The following is a 23,895-nucleotide window of genomic DNA, read 5'->3' on the forward strand; positions in this document are numbered from 1 at the left end:
TCATTCTTCCCATTTTATCATAAACACAGTTCAGACTAAAGCGCAAAACCCGCTGGAAAGTTCCAGCGGGGAGATGCCTTCTGACATACTAACCTAGTTTGAGGAGGCGGGCAATATAAAATCCGTCAGAATGATAATCCTGAGGAAGGATTTGCATCCCTGGGCCTTCTCTATGCTTCAAGGCTTCAAGCTGCTTCAAGCTGTCCGGAAGATCCGGCGCTTCTGCAAACTCGGAATGGCTGCCCAGAAAAGCTTGGACAACACGTTCATTCTCTCTCTTTTCAACCGTACAGGTGCTGTAGACTAGGATTCCTCCTGGTTTCAACAGACCTGCCACCTCATCCAGAAGCTTCAGCTGAAGCTGCGAGATCTCGTCGATATCCTCAGGCTGCTTGGCCCACTTCAAATCCGGCTTTCGGCGGATGACGCCTAGCCCCGAACATGGAGCATCGAGAAGGATCCGGTCAAAAGATCCAGGCGGGTACTTGCTCGCCAGTTCCAGCGCATCCCCGGTTGTAGTGCGAACGGTGTTCAGCTCAAGTCTCGCCGCTTGATCCGCAATCAGCTTCGCCTTGTGGGGATGGACATCGTTGGCGATAATCTCTCCTGCTCCATCCAGCTTCTCTGCGATATGACAGGACTTGCCCCCTGGAGCAGCGCAGCAGTCCAGGATTCTCATTCCCGGCGCTGGGTCAACAGCCGCAGCGACCAACATGGAGCTTTCATCTTGAATGGACAGATACCCTTCTCGGTACCAGTCCGTGAGCGCCATATTGCCGCCGCTGCGCACAATAATGCCATCCTCCGATAAAGCAGACTCCTCAGCATCAAGACTCTGATCCTGCATTTCTTTTATAAGTGCAGCTCTGCTGATCTTCGCCCGGTTCACCCGGACACTGACCGAAGGCGGTTCATTGTTCGCACGGCAGATTGCCTCAGCTTCCTGTTCCCCATACTGCTTGATCCACCGGCCAACCATCCACTCCGGATGGGCATGCTCAAGAGAGATTCTTTTTAGCGGGGGAAGTCCTTCGGGCAGCCTCAATTCCTCCTTACGGCGCAGCACATTACGCAGAACGCCATTGACCATTCCCGATATGCCCTGATGGCCCTTCTTCTTGGCAATATTCACTGCTTCGTTAACGGCCGCGTGGGATGGAATCCGGTCTAAATAGTGCAATTGGTAGAAGCTAAGCCGGAGCAAATTGCGTACCCAAGGCTGAAGCTTCTTAAGCCCTTTGGCTACAAAGGGTTCCAGAAAATAATCAATCGTCGACAAACGAGAAATCGTACCGTATACGAGCTCAGTAGCGAGACCGGCATCCGGCCCGGATAGGCCGCTTCTCTGCAGTGCGCCGTTCAGCTGGAGATTGCTGTATGCGCCCTCCTCTTCTACCTGGGTCAGCACCTGGAGGGCCACTTCCCGAGCGGATGCGGGTTTGGCCGAGCTTTTATTCACATGGCCTTTAGATTTAGGACCTCCACTGCGAACTGGCTGTGACGAACCTTCTTTTCTGCCGTTTCCATTAGAACTGCTCAAGAGAAAACCTCGCCTTTCTTCAGAACCCCGCCGCGCAAAAATTCGGCCGCGTCCATCGCCTTTTTGCCTGCAGGCTGTACTTTAGTTAGAATAACCGCCCCATCTCCCGTCTTGACTTCGATGCCTTGAGCGGTAAAGCCCAGCACCGTCCCGGGAGTCTGATTGCCGCCTGTTGAAGCTCCATCCGTAGGCTTCGCAACTTCCCAGACCTTAAATACCTCGTCGTTCCAAAGCGTAAAGCCGCCTGCAAAAGGAACCAATCCCCTCACGCGATTATAAATCGCTCGTGAGGAATCCGACCACGGGATTCGCTCGTCCTCGCGGGTCAGATTTCTGGCGTAGGTGGACTCATCCTCATTTTGCGGAATCCGTTCAGCCCGGCCATCAATAACCAGCGGAAGCTGTTCCTTAAGAAGAGCTGCACCCGCCAGACTCAACTTCTGGAATAATGTACCCGAAGTATCCTCGTCTTGGATCGGTACAACCGACTTCGCGATCATATCTCCCGTATCCAGGCCTTCGGCCATATACATCAGGGTGATCCCCGTCTCCTTCTCCCCATTGATGATGGACCGCTGAATCGGCGCTCCGCCGCGATACTTTGGCAGCAATGAGCCATGTACATTCAAACAGCCATACTGCGGTAGATCAAGCACGGCCTTTGGCAGAATCTGTCCATAAGCTGCCGTTACGATTACATCCGGCTTATAGGCGGCAAGCGCTTCTACAGCTTCCGGACTCCGCATCCGCTGCGGCTGGAGCACCGGCAGTCCGTGACGTAGTGCGGCTTCCTTGACGGGCGTGGGTGTGAGGACCTTTTTCCGGCCCTGAGGACGATCCGGCTGTGTGACTATCGCCACAACGTTGTACCCTTCGGTTAATAGTGTCTCCAACGAAGGTACAGCAAAATCAGGAGTTCCCATAAAAACGATATTCATCGGTCTTGTTCACTCCTTCTCTTGGTTAGGTTTCTGTGCCTCTGTTTTCTGTACATGCTCCTGTGCTTGTGCTTGTTCATGTGCTTGTTCTTGTTCGAATCCCTCTTCTTCCTCAGGAGGAATCTCATAATAATTCTCAGCCAGCTCTGTATATAAAATACCATTCAGATGATCAATTTCATGTTGAAAAGCGCGGGCTAGCAGCTCGGTTCCAGTAATCGTAATCTCTTTACCTTTACGGTCAAACCCTGTGACTGTCACTTGGTTCGCACGGCGCACATCCCCGCGGTAACCTGGAATACTCAGGCAGCCTTCCGGACCAAATTGTTCTCCTTCTGAGGCCACGATCACTGGGTTAATCATCTCGATCAGCCCGTTGTCATCGCCAACATCAATAACAATAATCCGCTTCAGCACACCTACCTGCGGAGCAGCAAGGCCCACTCCCTCCGCTTCGTACATCGTATCGGCCATATCAGTCAGCAGCTTGCGGATAGCCGGTGTAATCTGCTTCACTTCTTCTGCTACCTGATGCAGCACCTCATTCGGTTCAAGTACAATCTCTCTAATCGCCATAACGCACCATCCTTTAATATCATTCCTATATAAAATAGCTCAAGCTTGATCGCGGCACACTGTAGGGTGCTTCGAAGACGGAACATTCTTTTGTCGTGGAGCACGCTCCGAGCACGGATTACTCTTCTGTCGTTGAGCGCTACGAGGACGGATCATTCTTCTGTCGTGAAGCCCGCTACGAGGACGGATCATTCTTCTGTCGTGAAGCCCGCTACGAGGACGGATCAATCTTCTGTCGTGAAGCTCGCTACGAGGACGGATCATTCTTCCGATCGCTGTTGTCTCTAAATTTCCTTTATCCTAGTATTCTATGGTAGAAATTTAGAGACAAAGGCGAACGCTAACGCTTCTACAGAACGATTCCGTCCTCTCCGCTGGGTCCGTCTGGACACCATTAAATCTTAACGGCGGAGCAATGGAGCTCAGGAGCACTATAATCCCTGCTCTGCACTGAACGCATTTCATTGAGATAAGCCACTTCAACGGCTTAACTTCTCTCTGGATCTCTAACCTCAACATCTCTTCCCTACTATGCATCATGCGCCCCTCTAGGGAAAGCCTCCCGCAGCGACACTCCACTAAATGGTAGTATTCGCAAGCAGGGAGCGTGCCCCAAGGGGGGCGAAAAGCGACTCCTAGCACTCACCAACTCCCCATCTCCCACAGCCGCTCCATAGCGACCTTTCCAGGTAACAAAATCTCGCCTAGCAGACAGCGGGTCCCGCAGGGACGGCAAGCGATCCAACCGCCAAAGTCACAAAACGCCGTCTCTTCCACTCCAACGTTAGTCCGCCAGGGTGTCCAGAGGGCAGAGCCCTTGGGGCCCTCCCTTGGAAGGGAGGGTTTGGGTGGGTTCGCAACAGTAAAGCGTGCCCCAAAGTGGCGACAAGCGACACCCCGCACCCAATTAACTCCCCAACTCCCACAGCCGCTCCATAGCGACTTTCCCAGGTAACAAAGTCCCGCCTAGCAGACAGCGGGTCCCGCAGGGATGGCAAGCGATCCAACCGCCAAAGTCACAAAGCGCCGTCTCTGCCACCCCCTACGTTCCTCCGCAGGGTNCAGGGACGGCAAGCGATCCAACCGCCAAAGTCACAAAACGCCGTCTCTTCCACTCCAACGTTAGTCCGCCAGGGTGTCCAGAGGGCAGAGCCCTTGGGGCCCTCCCTTGGAAGGGAGGGTTTGGGTGGGTTCGCAACAGTAAAGCGTGCCCCAAAGTGGCGACAAGCGACACCCCGCACCCAATTAACTCCCCAACTCCCACAGCCGCTCCATAGCGACTTTCCCAGGTAACAAAGTCCCGCCTAGCAGACAGCGGGTCCCGCAGGGATGGCAAGCGATCCAACCGCCAAAGTCACAAAGCGCCGTCTCTGCCACCCCCTACGTTCCTCCGCAGGGTGTCCAGAGGGCAAAGCCCTTGGGGCCCTCCCTTGGAAGGGAGGGTTTGGGTGGGTTCGAAAGCCTTACATTAGCATCTGTGGATCCACATCAATACTAATTTGCAGTGAAGCATCCTTCAAGTGCTCCAGCGTCAAGTTGCTGACATCCCGCACCAGCTGAACCGCATCCATCGCTCCCCGGTACTTCACCATACACTGGAACCGGTAGCGGTTCTTGATTCTCGGAATAGGCGAAGCGATCGGCCCTAGAATATCAAAGGCATCTGAGGTGAAGCGGTCAAGTCCGCCAAACCAGCCCTTTTGCTGGGCCTTCCCTCTAAGATCACTAACAAAGTTTTCAGCCATCCGCACAAGAATCTGCAGATTCTCATGGGTCATGGTAACCAGAATAAGCCTGCAGTAAGGCGGATATCCCAGAGTCCTACGGTGCTTCAGCTCATCCCGTACAAAAGATAAATAATCATGCCGGCTGGCATGGATAATGGAATAATGATCGGGGGTATAGGACTGGACGAACACCTCTCCTGGAAGGTGGTGCCTGCCTGCACGTCCCGCCACCTGAGTCAGCAGCTGGAATGTTTTCTCCGCCGCCCTGAAATCCGGAAAGTTCAGTGAGCTATCCGCAGCGATCACCCCAACCAGGGTGACGTCAGGAAAATCAAGCCCTTTGGCAACCATCTGGGTACCCAACAGGACATCCGCTTTTTTCTCCCGAAAAGCATTCAGCAATTTCTCATGCGACCCCTTCTCTACCGTCGTATCGACGTCCATCCGAATCACCCGGATTCCGGGGAAAAGCTTCGCAAGCTCACCCTCAACCCGCTGCGTACCGGTTCCGAAATAACGGATATGCTCACTGCCGCACTCCGGACATACGGAAGGGGCGGGCTCGGAATAGCCGCAATAATGACAGCGCAGGTTATTAGATTTCTGATGGTAAGTAAGGGAGATATCACATTCGGGACAACCTGCGACATAACCACAGGTCCGGCACATCACAAAGGTAGAGAAGCCCCGCCGGTTCAGGAACAATACGGTCTGTTCCCCGCGTTCCATCCTTGCCACAATACCCTGATGCAGATCACGGCTGAACATGGACCGGTTCCCATCCTTCAGTTCCTCACGCATATCTACAATCCTAACCACAGGCAATTCGCTTCCTGCTGGCCTCATCTTCATTTCAAGCAGAACTGGAGCAAAATCATCGCTAGCCTGCGACCTTGCCGCATGATAGCTTTCAAGTGAAGGAGTTGCAGAACCCAGGATCACAACAGCATCATGCTGTGCAGCCCGTCTGACAGACACATTCCGAGCATGATACTTCGGCGTCTCCTCCTGCTTATAAGAAGTTTCATGCTCCTCATCCATAACAATAAGACCTAAATTGGGAAAAGGCGCAAACACAGCAGAACGGGCACCAACTGCAACCTCCACTTTACCTTCACGGATTTTGCGCCATTCATCATAACGTTCTCCGCCGGACAAGCGGCTGTGCAGCACAGCTACCTTGTCACCAAATCTCCCTTTGAACCGCTCGACCATCTGCGGAGTAAGGGAGATTTCAGGTACAAGAACAATCGCCTGCCGGCCCTCGGAAATACATCGCTGAATCGCCTGCAGATACACCTCGGTCTTACCGCTGCCTGTCACGCCATGCAGGAGGAATACACCGTGCTCATGACTGTCCAGCCGCCCCGCTATATGGTCAAAAGCTACCTGCTGCTCTGGTGTTAACGTCAGCGGAGCCGTAGGCTTGAAGCGGCGATCCTTATAGGGATCACGGAACACTTCAACATCCTCGATCACGGCGAAGCCTTTCTCCGCCAGCTTCTTCACCGTCCCCGCCGTAACGCCGAGGGTTGTCAGAAGCTCCTGCATCCCGATCGGAATCTGTACCTCAAGCAGGAAAGCAAGCACTTCTCGCTGCCTGCGAGCCTGTGCGGTGAAAGAAGCTAGTGCTTCCTCTGCTTCTTCACCAGCTACCGCTGCAGAAACGGTTTTTACCGTTTTGATTCGGAGCTTATCCTTGATCGCCTGGCTCTCGGTGAGCACGCCGCGCTTCATCAATCCTTTAATCATCGCCCCGCGGCCGGGATATCTTGCATCCAGATGAGTGAAGGTTACTGGCCCTGCGGCCTTAACGTATTCAATAATTTCAGATTCTTCAGCAGGCTGCAGCAGCGACAATGAGAAAAGGCCTTCCGTCCCCGTTCCGTCCTCAACTGAACCCTCCGACTCCCCCTCTGGACGTTCATCCGGCTCAGCGTAGCTGATGTAGCGCTCAGCCTTCCCTTTGAGGGCCGAAGGAATCATCGCCTGAAGAGAAGAAATGGTGCTGCACGCATATTCCCGGCTCATCCACTCCGCAAGCTCTACAAGATCCGGCGGAAGCGGCGGAAGGTGATCAAGCAGCTCCTGGATCTTTTTCATTCTGGACCTGTCCAGGCTTGACTCGTGTTCCAGAGAGATCACGAACCCCTGCACAGTTCGCCGTCCAAAAGGAACAGCAACCCGGCTCCCTACCTCAATCCAGTCACGCATGCTTTCAGGTATCAAATAATCAAAAGGCCGGTCTGTCTCCCTGCTCGGAACATCTACGATAACCTTGGCAATGGTATACATTAATCTAACGCTCCGGCTAGCCGTTCCGCAGCCAGCTCCATGATACGCAGCGCCGCCATTTCTTTAGACATTAGCGGTAGTGCTTCTACTAGCCCGCTGCTGTCAAATATACTAACTACATTCGTATCTGTTCCAAAACCGGCTCCTTCTTGAGTCACATCATTAGCAACTAGCAGATCACAATTTTTGCGTCTCAGCTTATCCATGGCGTACTTATCCAAATCATTCGTCTCCGCCGCAAACCCAATCAGGAACTGAGTCGTCTTCATCCGTCCAAGGCTTTCCAGAATATCTACGGTCTTCACGAGCTCCAGCGACATTTGGTCCCCACTTTTCTTGATCTTGCGGTCAAACTGCTCTTTAGGCCGATAATCAGCCACTGCAGCAGCTTTCACGACGATGTCTGCCGTCTCCCACACTTCCTGAAGGGCATCATACATGTCTTGAGCTGACTCCACACGAGTATGGGGAATCCCTTGCGGCGGGGACGCTTGAGTGCTGCCCATAATCAAATGAACATCTGCTCCCAGGTCACGTGCCGCAGCAGCGATAGCGAAGCCCATTTTGCCAGAGGAATCATTTGTAATATATCGAACCGGATCAATGCGCTCTACCGTGGCCCCAGCCGTAACGATCACCCTACGGCCTTTCAAAGGCTTGGAAGACAATCTCATCTGTCTATCAAAAAAAGCCTCTACAATCCGAACCAGACTTTCCGGTTCCTCCATCCGCCCTTTGCCCACGTAGCCGCAGGCCAGCAGGCCTTCGCCCGGTTCAGCCATCATCACGCCACGGGCAGCAAGGTCCGCTAAATTACGGACCACGGTAGGATGCTGATACATATGAACATTCATGGCCGGAGCGAGCATAATCGGTGCCTCTGTAGCCAGCAGCGTGGTGGACAGCATATCATCCGCGATACCCACTGACATTTTGGCGATAATATTGGCCGTAGCCGGAGCCACCAGCACCAGATCAGCCCAGTCAGCAAGATCGATATGCGAGATAACGGCAGGATCCTTCTCATCAAAAGTATCCGTGTAGACTGGCCCGCGCGACAAGGCCTGCAGGGTAAGCTCCGTGATGAATTTTGTAGCCGATTCGGTCATGATCACTTTCACTTCCGCACCGCTCTGCACCAGCTTGCTGCATAGCGAAGCCGCTTTGAAGGCGGCTATTCCCCCGCTTACGCCAAGCAGAATCTTCTTGCCGGTTAACATCCTAATCCCTCGCTCTCCTTACATATAGAAAAAAATAACAACCTTGCGGTTGTTGGAAGCGGCCCGAAGGCCAGTCATTATTTGTCTAGTTTATCCAATTCCGCCAGGTTCTGACCGTCCCGCTTGATGCGAACGTAGTCACCATAGATTTCTTCCAGCGCAACACCAACTTGCTTGTGAGATTTGGCCTGTTTGAGATCGGTTCCTTCTCCCTCTCTGAGTTGTCTTGCTCTACGTGAAGCTGCGACTACTAACGAATATTTGCTGTCTACTTTCTCCAGCATTTTATCAATCGATGGATATAACATTACGGGACACCTCTTCTTTCGGGCTGGTTATGTATATACGCCCGGTCTATTGGTCTTACTTTCTCACTTTACAATGTTCGGCGATAATAATAGATTCTATTCTCTTGCATGCCAGATCAATCTGATCATTAACCACTGCGTAATCATAATACTCAAGCAGATTGATTTCGTCCAGAGCAACAGACATCCGGTGGTCAATGGTCGCCTGATTCTCCGTACCGCGTCCCTGAATCCGATCCTTCAGCTCTTCAAGAGAAGGGGGGAGCAGGAATACAAATACACCGTCCGGGAATTTCTCTTTCACTTTAAGTGCACCCTGAACTTCGATTTCAAGAATAATATCCTTGCCGCTGTTGATGGTCTCTTCCACAAAGTCACGCGGAGTGCCGTAGAAGTTATCGACATATTGGGCATGCTCCAGCAGCTGATCGTTCTCGATCATACTCAGGAACTGCTCCCGGCTTTTGAAAAAATAATTCACTCCGTGCTCTTCACCGATCCTCGGTTGACGCGTAGTTGCGGATACGGAATATACAAGTTCCGGTACCCGCTTGCGGAGTGCGCTGCATACTGTTCCTTTACCGACACCAGATGGGCCGGACAATACAATTAGTAACCCTTTTGACATTGTTCTCTCCATATCATTCGTCGTTGTCATCATCTTTCGTGGACAGACGGTGCGCAACCGTCTCCGGCTGAACAGCCGACAGGATAACGTGATCACTGTCAGTAATAATGACTGCACGCGTCCGGCGTCCGTAGGTAGCGTCGATCAGCATATGCCGATCTCTTGCTTCTTGAATAATCCGCTTGATCGGTGCAGATTCCGGACTAACAATAGAAATAATCCGATTAGCTGATACGATATTCCCAAAACCGATATTAATGAGTTTAATCGCCATCTTCAGGTTAATCCCCCTATTTACTTGACTCATTTAGGTCGAAATGAATCTTCGTCATTCCATATTCGCCGCTTGTTCGCGAATTTTCTCCAGCTCCGCTTTCATTTCGACAACACGGTTCACTAGAGCCAAATGATTGGCCTTGGACCCAATCGTATTTACTTCCCGGTTCATTTCCTGAATGAGAAAATCCAGTTTCCGTCCAATTGGTTCACGGGTATGAAGCAGCTCTCTGCACTGTTCAAAATGACTGCCCAATCGGGTCAGCTCTTCATCAACATTGGACCGATCTGCAAAAATCGCCACTTCCATGCTGAAACGCTGTTCATCCATGGTTCCGTCAAGAAGTTCGGAGACCCTCTGCTTTAACCGGTTACGGTAATCTCCTACCACCGTTGGCGCAAGCTGAGTAAGCTCGGCATGGAACTCCTCCAGCTTGGACAGGCGATCCTCCAAATCCTTCGTCAGGTGGAGGCCTTCCTTCTCCCGCATCTTGATCAGCCCTGATAAGGCCTGCTCCAGACCGGTCTTGAGAACCTTCTCCCAGTCTTCGTCTGGATGAAGGCTCGCTGGCAGAGCATCTTCACTAACAAGCACATCTGGCATGGTCAGAAGCTGATGAGCAGTTAGGGAACTGTCAACGCCAAGCTGCTCTCCAAGCTGACGGGCTGCATCCAGATAAGCTTTAGCTGCGGAAGTGTTCACTACAAAGGGTCTGGAAGACTCATCTTCCTTCTCCTTATTGATATAGACATCAATCCGTCCCCGCTTGATATGACGCTGTACAATACGTTTCAATTCATCCTCATAGCAAGTCCATTCCCGAGGCATGCGGAGCACAATCTCGGAATAACGATGATTGACTGATTTAATTTCAAATTGTATCACATAGCCGCCAAAATGCTGGGCGGACTGACCGAATCCGGTCATACTGAATGACATCGGCATCACATCCGTTACACTATTGTAATTGATAATTATGAGTGAAACAAGTGGGCCCCGCGCTCTTTCGACTTCTCTTTTACGTATTTTGTCAAGGTCGCTGTCATCTCATAAAACATGAAAGGGGTCATTAAATAAATTCCATTAAAGTGGTCCATGGCTGCATCGAGCAGTTCCTTGGCGATCTCAACGCCAACCCGCCGACCTTCTTCACCCTGGAGTCCTTCCATGCGGCTGCGCACAGAGTCGGACAGCTGAATTCCCGGCACTTCATTATGCAGGTATTCTGCATTCTTCCCACTGGCCAGCGGCATAATTCCGAGGAAGATCGGAACATCCAAATGTGCGGTTGCTTCTTTAATAGAAGCAATCAACTTCACATCATATACGGGCTGGGTCATAATATAGTCGGCTCCGGAAGCAATCTTCTTCTCCAGGCGCTGAACCGCCTTATCCAGATGCTTCACGTTAGGATTAAATGCTGCCCCTACAACAAAGTTTGCTTTTTGCTTAAGCGGCTTACCCGAGAAGGCAATACCATCATTGAGCTGTTTGATCATCCTAATAATCTCGAAGGAAGTCATGTCATACACAGAGCTTGCCCCAGGCAAATCGCCAAATCTAGCAGGATCTCCGGTGACCGCAAGCACGTGGTCGATCCCCAGCGCATCAAATCCCATTAAGTGGGACTGCGTCCCAATTAGATTACGATCCCGGCAGGCAATATGAATCAGTGGACGCAGACCTGTTTCGGTAAGAACCAGGTGACCCAAAGCCATATTACTCATACGTGTAACCGCCAGTGAATTGTCCGCCAGTGTAAGGGCATCAACTCCCACCTCTTTCAGAGCAGACGCTCCTTCCATGAACTTGGTAATATCCAGATCACGTGGTGGATCAAGCTCTACAATAATGGTATGACGTTCCTTGACAAGATCTACGATGGAGGGTCCTTCAGGCCGTCCGCCCGGCACTTCGCGTTCTTCGGCAGCATGTTCAGCCACAATCACTGGCACTGATTCATGGGAGAGCAGCGATGTCTCAGGTAAAGATACCGGTGTATAATTCTTCAAAGCTGCTGCCACTGCAGCAATATGATCCGGGGTTGTCCCGCAGCATCCCCCAATCAGACGCGCTCCAAGATCCGCGAAGGAAATGGCGCTCTGTCCGAAGTATTCGGGAGTTGCCCCGTAAATATATTCACCGTCCACGTAATCAGCAAGACCCGCATTCGGATAGACGGATAAAGGAAGATCAAGAGGTCCGTTCAACCTGCTCATTACACCCATGATCCCTTTAGGACCCGAGTGACAGTTGAAGCCGAGAACATCGGCTCCTTCTTGGCGTAGAATGGAGAAGGCATCTATAATAGAATAGCCATCCGTCGTTCTCCCGATATCATCCACTGCAAATTGGCAGATCACAGGGGTGTCACTGCTCTTCCGGACAATATCTTGTGCGATCCGCATTTCATCCAAATCAAAGAACGTCTCTAGAAGTATTCCATCTACCTGTTCCTCAAGGAGAGCCGATATTTGCTGTTCATAGTAACGTCTTAGCTCTTTATTAGATACATTTATACGTTTGCCGCCACGGATCGAGCCTACCGTTCCGATTACATATTTGTTCTCGCCGGCCGCCTGACGTGCAATACGAACGGCAGCACGGTTAATTTCCTCTACCTTACTCTCAAGCCCGAATTTAGATAGTTTATAGTAATTGGCTGAGAAAGTGTTCGTCTCGAGCACTTGTGCTCCTGCATCCGAGTATTGTCTATGAATATCCCCGATTACCTCAGGGCGGATCAAATTCAGCTCTTCAAAAGAGATCCCCACTGGAAATCCCAGCTGATACAAATAAGTTCCCATTGCCCCGTCACCGATCAGAACTTCTCTACTAAGCCTTGCCCGTAACTCCAATTCCGGTTTCATTTAAGCATCCTCCAACCTATTGCGGAACACGTTCCTCTTAATATTCACTATAATGTAACATAAATCAGGCAGGATGATAAGGTTAACCCACCGTAAGTCCGGAATACAAATAAAGGCAGCCTCTCTAAGAGAAAGGCTGCCTTATTGAACCCTAAGCACTCAGTGAGCCTTAGGCTTCTATAGTTCCCTGGTAGACCGCAGCCGCAGGCCCGGTCATATAGACATGGTTGTCTTCCTCATTCCACTCAATATAGAGATCTCCACCTTTGAGACCGATCCACGCCGCCCGATCGGTCAGCCCATTCAGCACAGAGGATACCAGAGTTGCACAAGCACCTGTACCACAGGCCAGCGTCGGGCCGGCACCTCGTTCCCACACCCGCATCTCGACACGATCACGGGAAGTAACTGTAGCGAACTCCACATTAATTTTCCGGGGGAAATACGGATGAACTTCCAGCTTCGGCCCCCAGGTCCCCAGATCGAAATTAGGGGCATCTTCAACATAAATGACACAGTGAGGGTTACCCATAGAAACGGCTGTGAAATTGAATTCACGTCCATCCGCTTCGATCGGACGGTCCAGTACCGGATTGCCTTCAAGCGTGGTTGGAACTGCAAGACCGTCCAGAATCGGCTCGCCCATGTCCACCCTAACGGTCTGAACCACACCATTCTCGACCTTCAGACTAACCGGCTGCACGCCAGCTCCCAGCGTCTCAATCGTAATACTCTCTTTATCCGTTAATTTATGATCATACACATATTTGGCCACACAGCGAATGGCGTTCCCGCACTGCTCGGCTTCAGAGCCGTCGGAGTTAATAATCCGCATCCGGAAGTCCGCTTTCTCGGATGGCAGAATGAATACCAGCCCATCCCCACCTACGCCGAAGAAGCGGTCGCACCATTTCACTGCGAGGTCACTCACATTATCCGGCAAAGCCTGGTGTCCATGGAAGACCAGAAAGTCATTGCCGAGTCCATGCATTTTTGTAAATTCCATAGCTATCCCTCTCTTTATCTCTCTTATGTAATAAGTCTATATTTTCGAGAGAGGAAAAGCTATTCATTTTATGCCCGAATATTTGTACTATTCACCGGCAGAGCGCGTTGCGGCCCGGATTTGCGCGGTTTCTTGGTTGACAGCACACTGCCGGCTCCCATCAGGAACGTTGGAATCCCTCCAGCTACAAAGGCGATGGCCCACTCGCGCGGTCCAAGTGCAACCGTCTTGAAGATCGGCTGAAGCGGTTCGATATAGAAGACCGCCAGCATGAGAAGCAGCGAGGACAGGACAGCAAGCACCAGATATTTGTTCTGGAAAAGGTTCCGGTGGAAGATCGACCGGGAGCTCCGGCAGTCAAAAACATGGATAAGCTGAGCCAGAACCAGGGTTGCAAAGGCCACAGACTGGGCGAGCATTAACTGCTCCGGACTGTCAGGTGCTACCTGAAGAGTCACCCAGAAAGCGCCAAGCGTACATAACCCGATCAGGATTCCGCGGCTGATAATCTTCCAGCCCAGTCTGCGGGCAAATATGTTCTCATTCGCCCCTCTCGGCTTATGCTCCATCAGGTCCTTCTCAGGCTGGTCAACGCCGAGGGCCATCGCCGGCAGGCCGTCAGTCACCAGATTCACCCAAAGAATCTGAATCGGCAGCAGCGGCAGCGGCAGACCAGCCAGCATCGCGAAGAACATCGTCAGGATCTCACCGACATTCGAAGCGAGCAAATAGCGGATGAACTTCCGAATATTCTCGTAAATATTCCGCCCTTCTTCAATGGCCGCCACAATCGTTGAGAAATTGTCGTCATTTAGAATCAGGGAGGACGCTTCCTTGGACACGTCCGTCCCCGTAATTCCCATGGCAATTCCGATATCTGCCGCCTTGATTGCCGGAGCGTCGTTGACCCCATCTCCGGTCATCGCCACCACGTGGCCTTTACGCTGCAGAGATTTCACAATCCGCAGCTTATGCTCTGGCGAGACTCGGGAATATACGTAGACGTTATCTACCTGCTTATCCAACTGCTCATCGCTCATAGCTGCAAGCTGCTGTCCAGTCAGCGAGAGGCCTCCGCGCACCAAGATCCCCAGCTCGTTAGCGATCGCCTCAGCTGTCAGCCCATGGTCACCGGTAATCATTACAGTCTTGATGCCCGCTCTGCGGCAGACAGAGATGGCTTCGCGCACCTCCTTGCGCGGTGGATCGATCATACCGGTCAACCCAACAAAGATCAGCTGGGATTCAACCTGGTCAACAGAGGAAGTATTGTCATGAGGTCTGAGGTCTCTGTAGGCCAGACCGAGCACGCGAAGCGCGGAGCGGGCCATGTTTTCGTTCGCAGCGGCCACTTTTTGCCGAAGAGTTCCGGTAAGCGGAACTACATTCCCCTCCCACAAAATATAAGAGCAGCGGTCCAGCAGCATGTCAGGCGCTCCCTTGACGTAGGAAAGCCTGCCCCCCTGATGGCTCACAATCACAGACATCCGTTTTCGGTCAGAGTCAAAAGGAAATTCATGTTCCCGGCTGTACATTCCGCTTAAGGACTGCGGAGAGAAGCCAGCCTTGGAAGCCAGGGTAAGCAGCGCCCCTTCTGTAGGATCCCCTTTTAACTGCCACTGCGGGCCGGAATCGTCCTTCCCTTTCTTTTTGCCGCGCTGTTCCTCGGAACCTGTTTCATAGATCTCGGCATTATTACATAAAGAGCTGATTTGAAGCAGTCTTCGTAAAGAAGGCTCCTTCTTGAAATCCGCAGGCTTGCCCTGATACAGTACATAGCCTGCTGGTTCATAGCCATCCCCGGTAACTTCGTAAGAGCGTCCTTCCAGCCAGACCTGCTTCACGGTCATTTTGTTCTGGGTTAAGGTTCCCGTCTTATCCGAACAGATCACTGAGGCACAACCCAGTGTCTCGACCGACGGCAGCTTGCGTACGATAGCCTTGCGTTTGATCATGCGCTGCACACCTAGTGCAAGGGCAATGGTGACAATTGCGGGTAGTCCTTCCGGGATAGCCGCTACCGCCAGACTCACACCCGCGAAGAACATGCTGCCGGCAGGCTGTCCATGAAGAATACCTGCAAGCACTACGAGAATCGTTAAGCCGAGAGAGAGAATAATCAATATTTTGCCTAGCTGCTCCAGACGCCGCTGCAGCGGGGTTTCCTGAGCCTCTGTGCTTTGGATCAAATCTGCGATTTTCCCCATCTCCGTATCCATGCCGGTACGGATCACAACTCCCATACCTGATCCGCGGGTAACCATGGTTCCCATGAATCCCAGATTCTTCTGATCCCCGAGTGGCACCTCAGCAGATGGAATGACAGAGGTTATTTTGCCAGAAGGGTGGGATTCCCCGGTAAGCGCGGACTCTTCCACATCACAGCTGTTCACTTTGAGCCAGCGCAGATCCGCAGGAATCCGGTCACCACTCTCCAGCAGCACGATGTCACCGGGCACTAGGTCCCTAGCAGGGATGTCTTCTACGGCACCATCGCGCTTTACTCTAGCATGAGGAGCAGACAGCTGTTTCAGAGCACGCAGCGATCTTTCTGCCCGAAATTCCTGAATGAAGCCGAGAACCCCATTGAGTACGATGATTGCCACAATTGTGACGGCATCCAAATATTCACCGAGTAGGCCCGATACCAGCGTCGCCCCCATCAGGACCAGCATCATAAAATCTTTAAACTGGTTCAGAAACAGGATCAGCGGCGAGATGCGCTTGGCTTCAGACAGCTCATTCGAGCCGCTCTGTTCGCGCCGCCGCTGCGCCTCTTCAGCAGTAAGGCCCTGATTCGGCTCCACAGCGAACCGTTCCAAGAGCTCATCGGCACTCCACTGGTGCCAGTTTTTTTGTTCCATGCTCGCAATTCCCTCCCGTATTTCCCGCATTTTTGGCAGTGTGAGAGCTTTTCCACCCTGTACTAGGGTAAATGTATTCAGACAAGTCCTAAATTATCACCCGGAAGGCCTTAAGTTTTTGCCCCAACTATGGCATCATAGTAAAGGAAGACGTAAAGATAGACAGGAGAATCTGCGAATATGGCACTTGATGGAATTGTAACCCGCGCAATTGTGCATGAGCTGCAGCTCTGCGTTGGCGGAAGAATTAATAAAATACACCAGCCTTCACCTAACGACATTATTTTTAATCTTAGAGCTCAGGGAGAGAACCGGCGCCTGATTCTTTCGGCGAATCCGACTTATCCGCGTGTTCACTTCACGGATCAGACCTTCCTCAATCCGCAGGAAGCACCCATGTTCTGTATGCTGCTTCGTAAGCATTGCGAAGGCAGTGTAATTGAATCCATTACCCAAAGCGGATTGGAGCGTACGATTCAGATCGATGTGCGTCAGCGCGATGAACTCGGGGACGTCTCGAGCAAACGAATCATTATTGAGCTCATGGGGCGCCACAGCAATATTATTATTGTGGATCCGGCAACCGGGACCCAGCTGGACGGGATTCACCATGTTACTCCCTCGATCAGCAGCTACCGGGTCGTTATGCCCGGCTTCAGCTATACAGAACCTCCGCAGCAGCACAAACTGAATCCATTAACTGTGGATAAAGAAGCCTTTGTAGCGGCGTACCATGCAGCTTCTGCGGACCTTGCCTTAGATCAGGTTCCAAGCTGGATCGTGAATACCTTTAGCGGGCTTAGTCCTCTGATAGCCCAGGAGATTCATTACCGTGCGGGGCTTGATCATAACTCTGGTGATCTCTCCGCCAAGATCGATGCACTTTGGGAGACTTTTGACAGCCTGATGACGCGGGTCCGCGAACATCGTTACGAACCTGTTACAGGCGTTAACGCCAAAGGAAAAAGCATCTTCTCCGCTATTCCACTTACGCTGATCCAAGGAGATACCAAGCATTACACCTCCATCAGCACCTGCCTTGAGGACTACTACGGGGACAAGGCGGAACGCGATACAGTTAAACAGAAGGTCAGTGATTTAATCCGCTTCCTTCAGAATGAGAGAACCAAGAACATCAAGAAACTGGGCAAGCTGGACGAAGATCTGGACGAAGCCAAAGATGCCGAGCGGTTCCGCATCTGGGGCGAGCTTCTGCTCCCCTCCCTTCACCTGATTAAGAAAGGTGACAAGGAAATCGAGCTGGTGAATTATTACGATGAAAATCAGGCCATGGAACGCATCCAGCTAGATCCGCTGTTAACTCCATCTGAGAATGCCCAGCGCTATTTCAAGAAATACAACAAATTCAAGAACAGCCTGGCCGTCATTGATGAGCAGCTGCGCATCACCCATGAGGAAATTGCTTACGTAGAAGGGTTGCTTCAACAGCTTGCGTTCGCATCCTTAAGCGATATTGATGAGATTAGGGACGAATTGATTCAGCAGGGGTACTTGCGGGACCGCAGCAAGAAGAACCGGAAGAAGAAAAAGAACGATCGCCCTACACTTCATGTGTATACTTCTTCGGAAGGAATTGAAATCTATGTGGGCAAGAACAACTTGCAGAATGAGTATGTGACCAACAAGCTGGCGAAAGCCAGTGATACCTGGCTCCATACCAAGGATATCCCGGGTTCTCACGTAGTTATCCGCAGTGCTTCCTTTGGAGAGTCCACCCTGGAGGAGGCGGCTCAGCTTGCTGCCTATTTCAGCCAGGCCAAAGAGTCCAGCAGCGTACCGGTTGACTGCACTTTGATCCGGCATGTCCGCAAGCCAAGCGGCGCCAAGCCGGGATTCGTTATTTACGATCATCAGAAGACCCTGTTCATCACACCTGACGAAGGACTTGTGAAAAGTCTGAAGAGTGCGGTGAAGAACGGATAGTATGAGGTTCAATCAGAATGGTTAGCTTACTCAATTAAAAAAGGTATCCGGCGCTTTAACAGATGAGCCGGATAACTTTTTTTGATTAAGTAAATCTGCTCGGCAGCGGCCTATTACAGGCCGGTTCTGCTCCGCAGCTGTTCAAGCACGTCAGCCTCTACCGTACGGCTGCCCAGATCCCCATGGAATACTTGTCCACGGCGGACACCGTGATAATCGGAGCCTCCCGTCATGACCAGATCGTATTCCAAGGCCATACCCCGATAACGCTCCTCTTCCTCGGGTCCATGATCGGAATGATAAACCTCAATTCCAGCTGGCTGACCTTCTTCTATAATTTGCCGGACAAGGTCATCATCTCCATACAGCCCCGGATGAGCTATAACAGAGGCGCCGCCTGCTTCCTTGATCCAGGCGATGGCTTCCACAGGACCCACTCTAGGGAGTGATACATAAGCAGCAGCACCTTCTGCCAAATACTTGTCGAAGGCTTCACGAAGATCAGCCACAACTCCCTTGCGAACCAGAACATCCGCTATGTGAGGTCTGCCGACACTATCATCAGGACCCAGCTCCCTGCCGAGTCCAGAGATCACTTCATCCATTGTTATCGAAATACCCAGTGTATTCAGCTTCTCAAGAATCCGTTCGTTCCGCGTCTCGCGTACTGTTCGGAGTTGCTCCAGCCGCGAACGAAGTGTCTCGTCTTCATACCGAAGGAAGTATCCCAGAACATGAATATCCTTGCCGGATGCCCGGGTGCTAATCTCTACCCCAGGAATCACATTCACTCCAATCTCTTTACCGGCCCCCATGGCTTCTTCAATACCGGATAACGTATCGTGATCGGTGATCGCAAGCCCTGCCAAACCTTTCTGCTTCGCCAGGCGAACATTCTCAGCAGGTGCGTTCATGCCGTCGGAGGCCTGGGTATGTGTGTGCAGATCGTATCGCCCGTCCTGTTGTATACTGCTCATATGACTCGTCTCCTCCTACCAAATTTGCTTCAAAGCGGCAGCTTCTGTGCCCGCAAGAAATCAAGAAAAGTGACTGCCGAAATAGGTAATAAAGTAGATTTCAGATGAATGGAATAAAAATTACGTCTAAATGCAGCATCCTTGATATCGATCACCTTCAGGAGACCCAGGGCCACCTCGTGCTTAACTGATGAAGGTGACAGCATGGTAATTCCAAACCCCGCTTCTACAGCCGACTTCACCGCCCCTGTACTACCAAGATCCATAACGGTCTTTACTAGGTCTAGGTCCACTTGCAGACGGGTCAATTCCTCTTCCATGACCTGCCGGGTTCCAGAACCTTTCTCACGCAGCACGAATGGATAATCCAGCACTTCCCGAAGATAAACCTCACCCTGCTGGGTTAACGGATGTTCAGCCGGTACAATCAGTTTGAGTTCATCCTGCATGACAGGTTCCATGACCATATCCGGGTGCTGTACAGCTGCTTCTACAAGTCCAAAGCTAAGCTGGTGATGCAGAATCTGCTCGAGAATCTCCGCTGTATTCATCACTTTGAGCACAATATTGATATGAGGATACTGCTGTCCGAACGGGCCCAGGAGACGGGGAAGTACATATTCCCCTATCGTCAGACTGGCTCCAAGCTGCAGCCGGCCTTCCAACATATGAGTGAAGCGGGCCATTGCACTTTCTGTCTCCCGCATAAGATCGATTCCACGTTCCGCATAAGGCATAAGAGCTCTACCTGCTTCTGATAGCTCTATTCGTTTTGTAGAGCGTACCAACAGCTTGGTTCCAAAATAATCCTCAAGGGACTGGATCTGCATCGTTACGGCAGGCTGCGTCATATGCAGAGCCTGAGCTGCAGCGGAGAAGCTCCCTTTTTCCGCTACTGTGTAAAATATGTGAAGCTGATGATAGTTAAGTGCCATTCGGTCCCCGTCCTTTCTTCGTCTATCTACAATAGCATGCCAAAGATCACAAAAAAAGACACCCAGGTATCTCACCCCTTGTGTCTTATGTCTCTTCAATATATCAGGCCTGCAGCTATTTGCGCTTGCGGCTGTTCTTCATTAAGGTCATACGACGGGAATGGCGCAGCCAGGAATAATAGGATTTCAGATCACGAAGCTCAATGGTTTCTGACATCTTACCCAGGAAGGTAACGACGATCATTTTATGTAGCGGATTGCCAGCCAGATCCACTTCACCAGGCAGCTCAGTAAATTCTGCGACGACTACAATATCATCATCAATTAAATATACATCCTCTTCCTTCCGGTAGTAAGGGACCATCCGGTTTTGCTTTAGACACTCCCATATCCATGCTGCAATTGAGTCAGATGAAGTCTGATTCTTGACGATGCGGTCGTTATATCTGATATTAGCGTGGTTGGTAATAATGACATCGGCCACCTTCTTGTCTCCCAACTGAACGAAAAAGGCCTCGTATGTGTTCCATCTCTCCATGATCTTATCTTTCACTACTACACCCCCTACCCTAAATAGGTCTTTGTATCTAAGTATATTTACCCATCATATTACATGAAAACCTATTAAATCACAAGTTACAACCTTTTATATCGAAATAAGCGAGCTAGATGAACCGCTTTCTTTATTTACGGATAATTTAGTTCCCATGTTTCCTTTTTTTACAATTCTATGAAATTCAACAGAGTTTATTCCTATTTTTCATTTTTTCATAGGGGAAGAAGTTCGTTAGCGGCTGAGTGGCATTTCTAGATTTCAAAGCAATATATGTGAATAGATGAGGGGATGGCGTTATAATCATGAAGTTCTTCATCTTCGTGGCAGACATGTTAGACAAAATATAGCATTTTCGACAATTTGAAGTCAAAAAACAATTTTTTCATCTTTTCGTTTGAATCCTTAGTAACAAAAAATGCAGAGAGCATGTCATAAGACACACTCTCTGCATATGCTAAGCAAACTGTAAGCCTGGATGCTTACAGGCCGTAATATTGCGTTTTGTCTGGTACATCCTTGGTGTATTCGGTCTTGATTTCATTGCGGTAAGATCGTTCAATCTTGCGAACATAAGACAGCTTGCGGACATTCTTCATAATATCCTCAGCCCGCTCTGCATTCACATACATCACTACATAGTGCATACGCTTCGACAAATAATGCACGCTTCCGTATTTATCCAGGTTCCTTGCCGCCTTCATATCGCTGACCCATATAATATAGCCTGTACGCTCCTGAAACATGGCGCCTCCTGCCCCGCTTTCTTCCGCAAAAATTTCAGCCAATTATCCGCAGCTGCATTTACCGCCGCTGCCGCATCCCCCGCCTTTGGGGTTCGGATCGTTACTTGGCACTTTGATACTGTCAGACACCGCATAAGCAAGGGTCTCGGACATCTGATGAAGGAGCTCATCAAGTTCCTTCTCAGCTTGCTTGAACCTGCTTACGGCTTCAATCTGTTCGAGCTCCCGCTCCACTTCAGCAACCTGTCCCATTGCCTCATGATAGTTTGGGTGGAAATGCCCAAAGCGCTGGGTCTCTTCAAACAATTCTTTCTTTGACTCCAGCTTCTTAACCATAAGCTGTACTTCTGTATCTTTCTCCACCTGCTGCTTCCAATGAAGGTATTCAGCTACACAGGCAGAGCTATTGATCATATCGCCTAATTCATAGGCGTAAGTAAGCATCTCGGCCATATCGACCGTCTTCTTCTCTGATACGCTCATGAAATTCATCCCAATTCTTAGAATGTTCTATCCGGAGATAGACAGGATAATCATAACATAAACCCTATGCGATAAGAAGACTTATCCTTTAAAATAAGGATCTTCGGGCAAAAGAAGCTGCAGGGTGTCCCAGTCCGAGTGTGAAAGATCCTGAGATTGGAGGGATGGCAGCATCAGCACCTGAACCTTCCACGGGTTCCCATTCAGAAGTCTTATAGGGAGACCTTCGGTGACCTTACCTCTTATCCCCAGTCTTATCTTGGTGCGCCACGCCAAAGCCTGCTGAATTAAAGCCTTTGCCGTTGAGGCATGATAGCTTCTCAATTCTTTGCACCAGGCCTGCGGAATTTCCTCCGAGCCCGGGAATAGATCGGCTAAACTCAAAGGCTCTTCATCCCGCTCATAGATATGTATAGCTGTACCGCTGAATATCCATCCTTGTGGTTCTCTAGGACCCGGATGGCCAGGATTGATCTCAACCGCTTCCTCGACAGATAAATCACCGGCAGCTTGCAGGGCTGGGTCGAACCTTGGATAGATGATGGCAGATTCCGAATGAACCGTCTTCCGGGGAGTCAAATCCAGGTGATTCAATACCTTATACATTTCCTTCAGATCCTGCTCATGCACAATGAAATCAAGAGGCCCGATTCGCTCAAGCTTGGATTGCCCCCCGTCATATCTATTAATCCTTTCAGCGGCCTCTTCATCTGAACATCGAAGAAGTACGCGCTCCTCAATGGATGTCCGGCCAAGCTCCCTCCCCCACTGTTCCAGTGCACTGCGAAGATTAGCCGGGATTCCCGAAGCTGACCCCTGCTCGAGAAATGCCGCAGCATCTGCCGGGGTGCGTCTGTGTTTAAGGGCATGGGCAGTGGATTCGCGGCTTATTTTATATACGGACATTGCATCATAGGTCAGGCCTTGTGCGAATAATTCCAGCTCCCATCTTAGCAAATAAGAAACACCCGATGGCACAAGTATTTCAAAGTCCGGCTGAACGTAAAACTTTCTTTCAACAGGAGCCAAGGGTTGCTCGAAATTTCGATCAGCTTTCCCGGCTGTGGTTATCTGTCCCTCGAGCTTTGGCTTTCCCCTCCAGCGAAATGCGGCTTGTCCTTTCTCCCCAAGTCCTAAATCTACAAATCCCAGGCCGCATAGCATTTCCAGCCATCCCAGCATGAAGGTGGTCTGCCCCTCTGCCAAAGGTCCTGTGAGCATATGATACCCCTTCATCCAGCAGATAATATCCTCAAGGAGGTACCAAGTTCCCTCCTGAATATGTTCCGTACTAATAGCATAGGCATAATGCTGTAGACTCGGGTCAGCAGGAATATACCGGGTCAGAAGCTGCTTATACACAGCAAGACGCATAACATCTGAGGGCAGCCTGAGCCATTCAGCCACAGCGGGTTCATTCACTGTCCAGCTGCCCCTCCTTTCTATCAAACCTAGGGCCAATAACAGATCCAGCACAACGGCTGTATTGGCCGGATAGACTTCTTTATGGGGATAATGAAGCGGGATATGTTTGAGGTCATCCGCTGCAAGCTGAATCAATCCGCCAAGTCTGCTTATCGTCTTCTGATGAATCGTGCCTTTGGCAGTGATCAGCAGGCCATTTTGTCCAATCCATACCAATACCCGAAACAAATCCATCTCTATTCCGGGCCTGCCCTCACGCTCCAAGGATACCCGATTCACAGCCTCCTCATGCGGATATACAGGACCCAGAATGCACGCCTGGAGCCTTGGGAACAAGGGGGCAGTAATGAAATACAAGCGTTCTCCCCAGGTCTTCTTCACTGCACACAGAATCCCTGACTTAACCAGAGAGAGCACCCCTATTCGCAGCTCGGCACCGCTGATTCCATCTCTTGCAAGCTTCTCTATCTGTTCCAGCTTGAAGGGTTGCCCGGCGTAGCTCTGAACAATTAGCCCAAGGGTCCGCATTCCCAATTCAGAAGCTCCAAGCTCCTCAGCCCATTTGAATGTGCCTGATTGCATT

19 protein-coding genes are annotated in these 23,895 nt (G+C 50.8%); 1 reads left to right on the forward strand and 18 read right to left on the reverse strand.

What is annotated here, in order from left to right:
* Window positions 1-88: 88 nt before the first annotated feature.
* The 12 genes from rsmB to EJP77_RS04525 all read right to left on the reverse strand — a co-directional run bounded on the left by rsmB (window position 89) and on the right by EJP77_RS04525 (window position 16,249).
* Window positions 89-1,540: a 16S rRNA (cytosine(967)-C(5))-methyltransferase RsmB gene (rsmB, locus tag EJP77_RS04470; protein ID WP_425464222.1), complete on the reverse strand. Its 1,452-nt coding sequence runs from the start codon at window positions 1,538-1,540 to the stop codon at window positions 89-91.
* Window positions 1,537-2,478 carry a methionyl-tRNA formyltransferase gene (fmt, locus tag EJP77_RS04475; RefSeq protein WP_127197943.1) on the reverse strand — a complete coding sequence of 314 codons (942 nt, stop codon included), beginning with the start codon at window positions 2,476-2,478 and terminating at the stop codon, window positions 1,537-1,539. The genes rsmB and fmt overlap by 4 nt, the downstream gene beginning before the upstream one ends.
* Window positions 2,479-2,487: 9 nt before the next feature.
* Entirely contained in the window at window positions 2,488-3,054 is a 567-nt protein-coding gene (def, locus tag EJP77_RS04480; RefSeq protein WP_127197944.1) for a peptide deformylase, read from the reverse strand.
* Window positions 3,055-4,517: 1,463 nt separating this feature from the next.
* The gene (priA, locus tag EJP77_RS04485; RefSeq protein ID WP_127197945.1) at window positions 4,518-7,076 is read right to left on the reverse strand and encodes a primosomal protein N'; all 2,559 of its coding nucleotides are present in this window, start codon (window positions 7,074-7,076) and stop codon (window positions 4,518-4,520) included.
* Entirely contained in the window at window positions 7,076-8,296 is a 1,221-nt protein-coding gene (gene coaBC, locus EJP77_RS04490; protein ID WP_127197946.1) for a bifunctional phosphopantothenoylcysteine decarboxylase/phosphopantothenate--cysteine ligase CoaBC, read from the reverse strand. The genes priA and coaBC overlap by 1 nt, the downstream gene beginning before the upstream one ends.
* Window positions 8,297-8,373: 77 nt before the next feature.
* Window positions 8,374-8,604 carry a DNA-directed RNA polymerase subunit omega gene (gene rpoZ, locus EJP77_RS04495; protein ID WP_127197947.1) on the reverse strand — a complete coding sequence of 77 codons (231 nt, stop codon included), beginning with the start codon at window positions 8,602-8,604 and terminating at the stop codon, window positions 8,374-8,376.
* Window positions 8,605-8,659: 55 nt separating this feature from the next.
* Complete coding sequence (gene gmk, locus EJP77_RS04500) at window positions 8,660-9,232, reverse strand: guanylate kinase (RefSeq protein WP_127197948.1); 573 nt, start codon at window positions 9,230-9,232, stop codon at window positions 8,660-8,662.
* Between the two features lie 13 nt (window positions 9,233-9,245).
* Window positions 9,246-9,506 carry an extracellular matrix/biofilm regulator RemA gene (remA, locus tag EJP77_RS04505; protein WP_005548256.1) on the reverse strand — a complete coding sequence of 87 codons (261 nt, stop codon included), beginning with the start codon at window positions 9,504-9,506 and terminating at the stop codon, window positions 9,246-9,248.
* A 54-nt stretch (window positions 9,507-9,560) separates the two neighbouring features.
* The gene (locus EJP77_RS04510; protein ID WP_127197949.1) at window positions 9,561-10,448 is read right to left on the reverse strand and encodes a YicC/YloC family endoribonuclease; all 888 of its coding nucleotides are present in this window, start codon (window positions 10,446-10,448) and stop codon (window positions 9,561-9,563) included.
* Window positions 10,449-10,483: 35 nt separating this feature from the next.
* A complete protein-coding gene (locus EJP77_RS04515) occupies window positions 10,484-12,379 on the reverse strand; it encodes a bifunctional homocysteine S-methyltransferase/methylenetetrahydrofolate reductase (RefSeq protein ID WP_127197950.1) in 1,896 nt (631 codons plus the stop codon).
* Window positions 12,380-12,548: 169 nt separating this feature from the next.
* Complete coding sequence (gene dapF, locus EJP77_RS04520) at window positions 12,549-13,385, reverse strand: diaminopimelate epimerase (protein ID WP_127197951.1); 837 nt, start codon at window positions 13,383-13,385, stop codon at window positions 12,549-12,551.
* A 68-nt stretch (window positions 13,386-13,453) separates the two neighbouring features.
* A complete protein-coding gene (locus EJP77_RS04525) occupies window positions 13,454-16,249 on the reverse strand; it encodes a calcium-translocating P-type ATPase, SERCA-type (RefSeq protein WP_127197952.1) in 2,796 nt (931 codons plus the stop codon).
* 180 nt (window positions 16,250-16,429) lie between these two features.
* Here EJP77_RS04525 and EJP77_RS04530 point away from each other — a divergent pair, with 180 nt between their 5' ends.
* Window positions 16,430-18,193: an Rqc2 family fibronectin-binding protein gene (locus EJP77_RS04530; protein WP_127197953.1), complete on the forward strand. Its 1,764-nt coding sequence runs from the start codon at window positions 16,430-16,432 to the stop codon at window positions 18,191-18,193.
* A 113-nt stretch (window positions 18,194-18,306) separates the two neighbouring features.
* Here the strand turns inward: EJP77_RS04530 and EJP77_RS04535 are convergent, their stop codons facing one another.
* From EJP77_RS04535 to EJP77_RS04560, 6 genes are all read right to left on the reverse strand, one after another.
* A complete protein-coding gene (locus EJP77_RS04535; protein WP_127197954.1) occupies window positions 18,307-19,170 on the reverse strand; it encodes a PHP domain-containing protein in 864 nt (287 codons plus the stop codon).
* Between the two features lie 29 nt (window positions 19,171-19,199).
* A complete protein-coding gene (locus EJP77_RS04540) occupies window positions 19,200-20,105 on the reverse strand; it encodes a selenium metabolism-associated LysR family transcriptional regulator (protein WP_127197955.1) in 906 nt (301 codons plus the stop codon).
* A 115-nt stretch (window positions 20,106-20,220) separates the two neighbouring features.
* Window positions 20,221-20,658, reverse strand: a complete 438-nt coding sequence (locus tag EJP77_RS04545; protein WP_127197956.1) for a hypothetical protein — start codon at window positions 20,656-20,658, stop codon at window positions 20,221-20,223.
* Between the two features lie 482 nt (window positions 20,659-21,140).
* Window positions 21,141-21,404 carry a YlbG family protein gene (locus EJP77_RS04550; RefSeq protein ID WP_127197957.1) on the reverse strand — a complete coding sequence of 88 codons (264 nt, stop codon included), beginning with the start codon at window positions 21,402-21,404 and terminating at the stop codon, window positions 21,141-21,143.
* A 42-nt stretch (window positions 21,405-21,446) separates the two neighbouring features.
* Complete coding sequence (locus tag EJP77_RS04555; RefSeq protein WP_127197958.1) at window positions 21,447-21,887, reverse strand: YlbF/YmcA family competence regulator; 441 nt, start codon at window positions 21,885-21,887, stop codon at window positions 21,447-21,449.
* An 81-nt stretch (window positions 21,888-21,968) separates the two neighbouring features.
* Window positions 21,969-23,894 (reverse strand): helicase-associated domain-containing protein, encoded by a 1,926-nt coding sequence (locus EJP77_RS04560; RefSeq protein WP_246021720.1) that lies wholly within the window; start codon window positions 23,892-23,894, stop codon window positions 21,969-21,971.
* Window position 23,895 lies beyond the last annotated feature (1 nt).

The organism is Paenibacillus zeisoli (assembly GCF_003994465.1).
Lineage (GTDB): Bacteria > Bacillota > Bacilli > Paenibacillales > Paenibacillaceae > Fontibacillus > Fontibacillus zeisoli.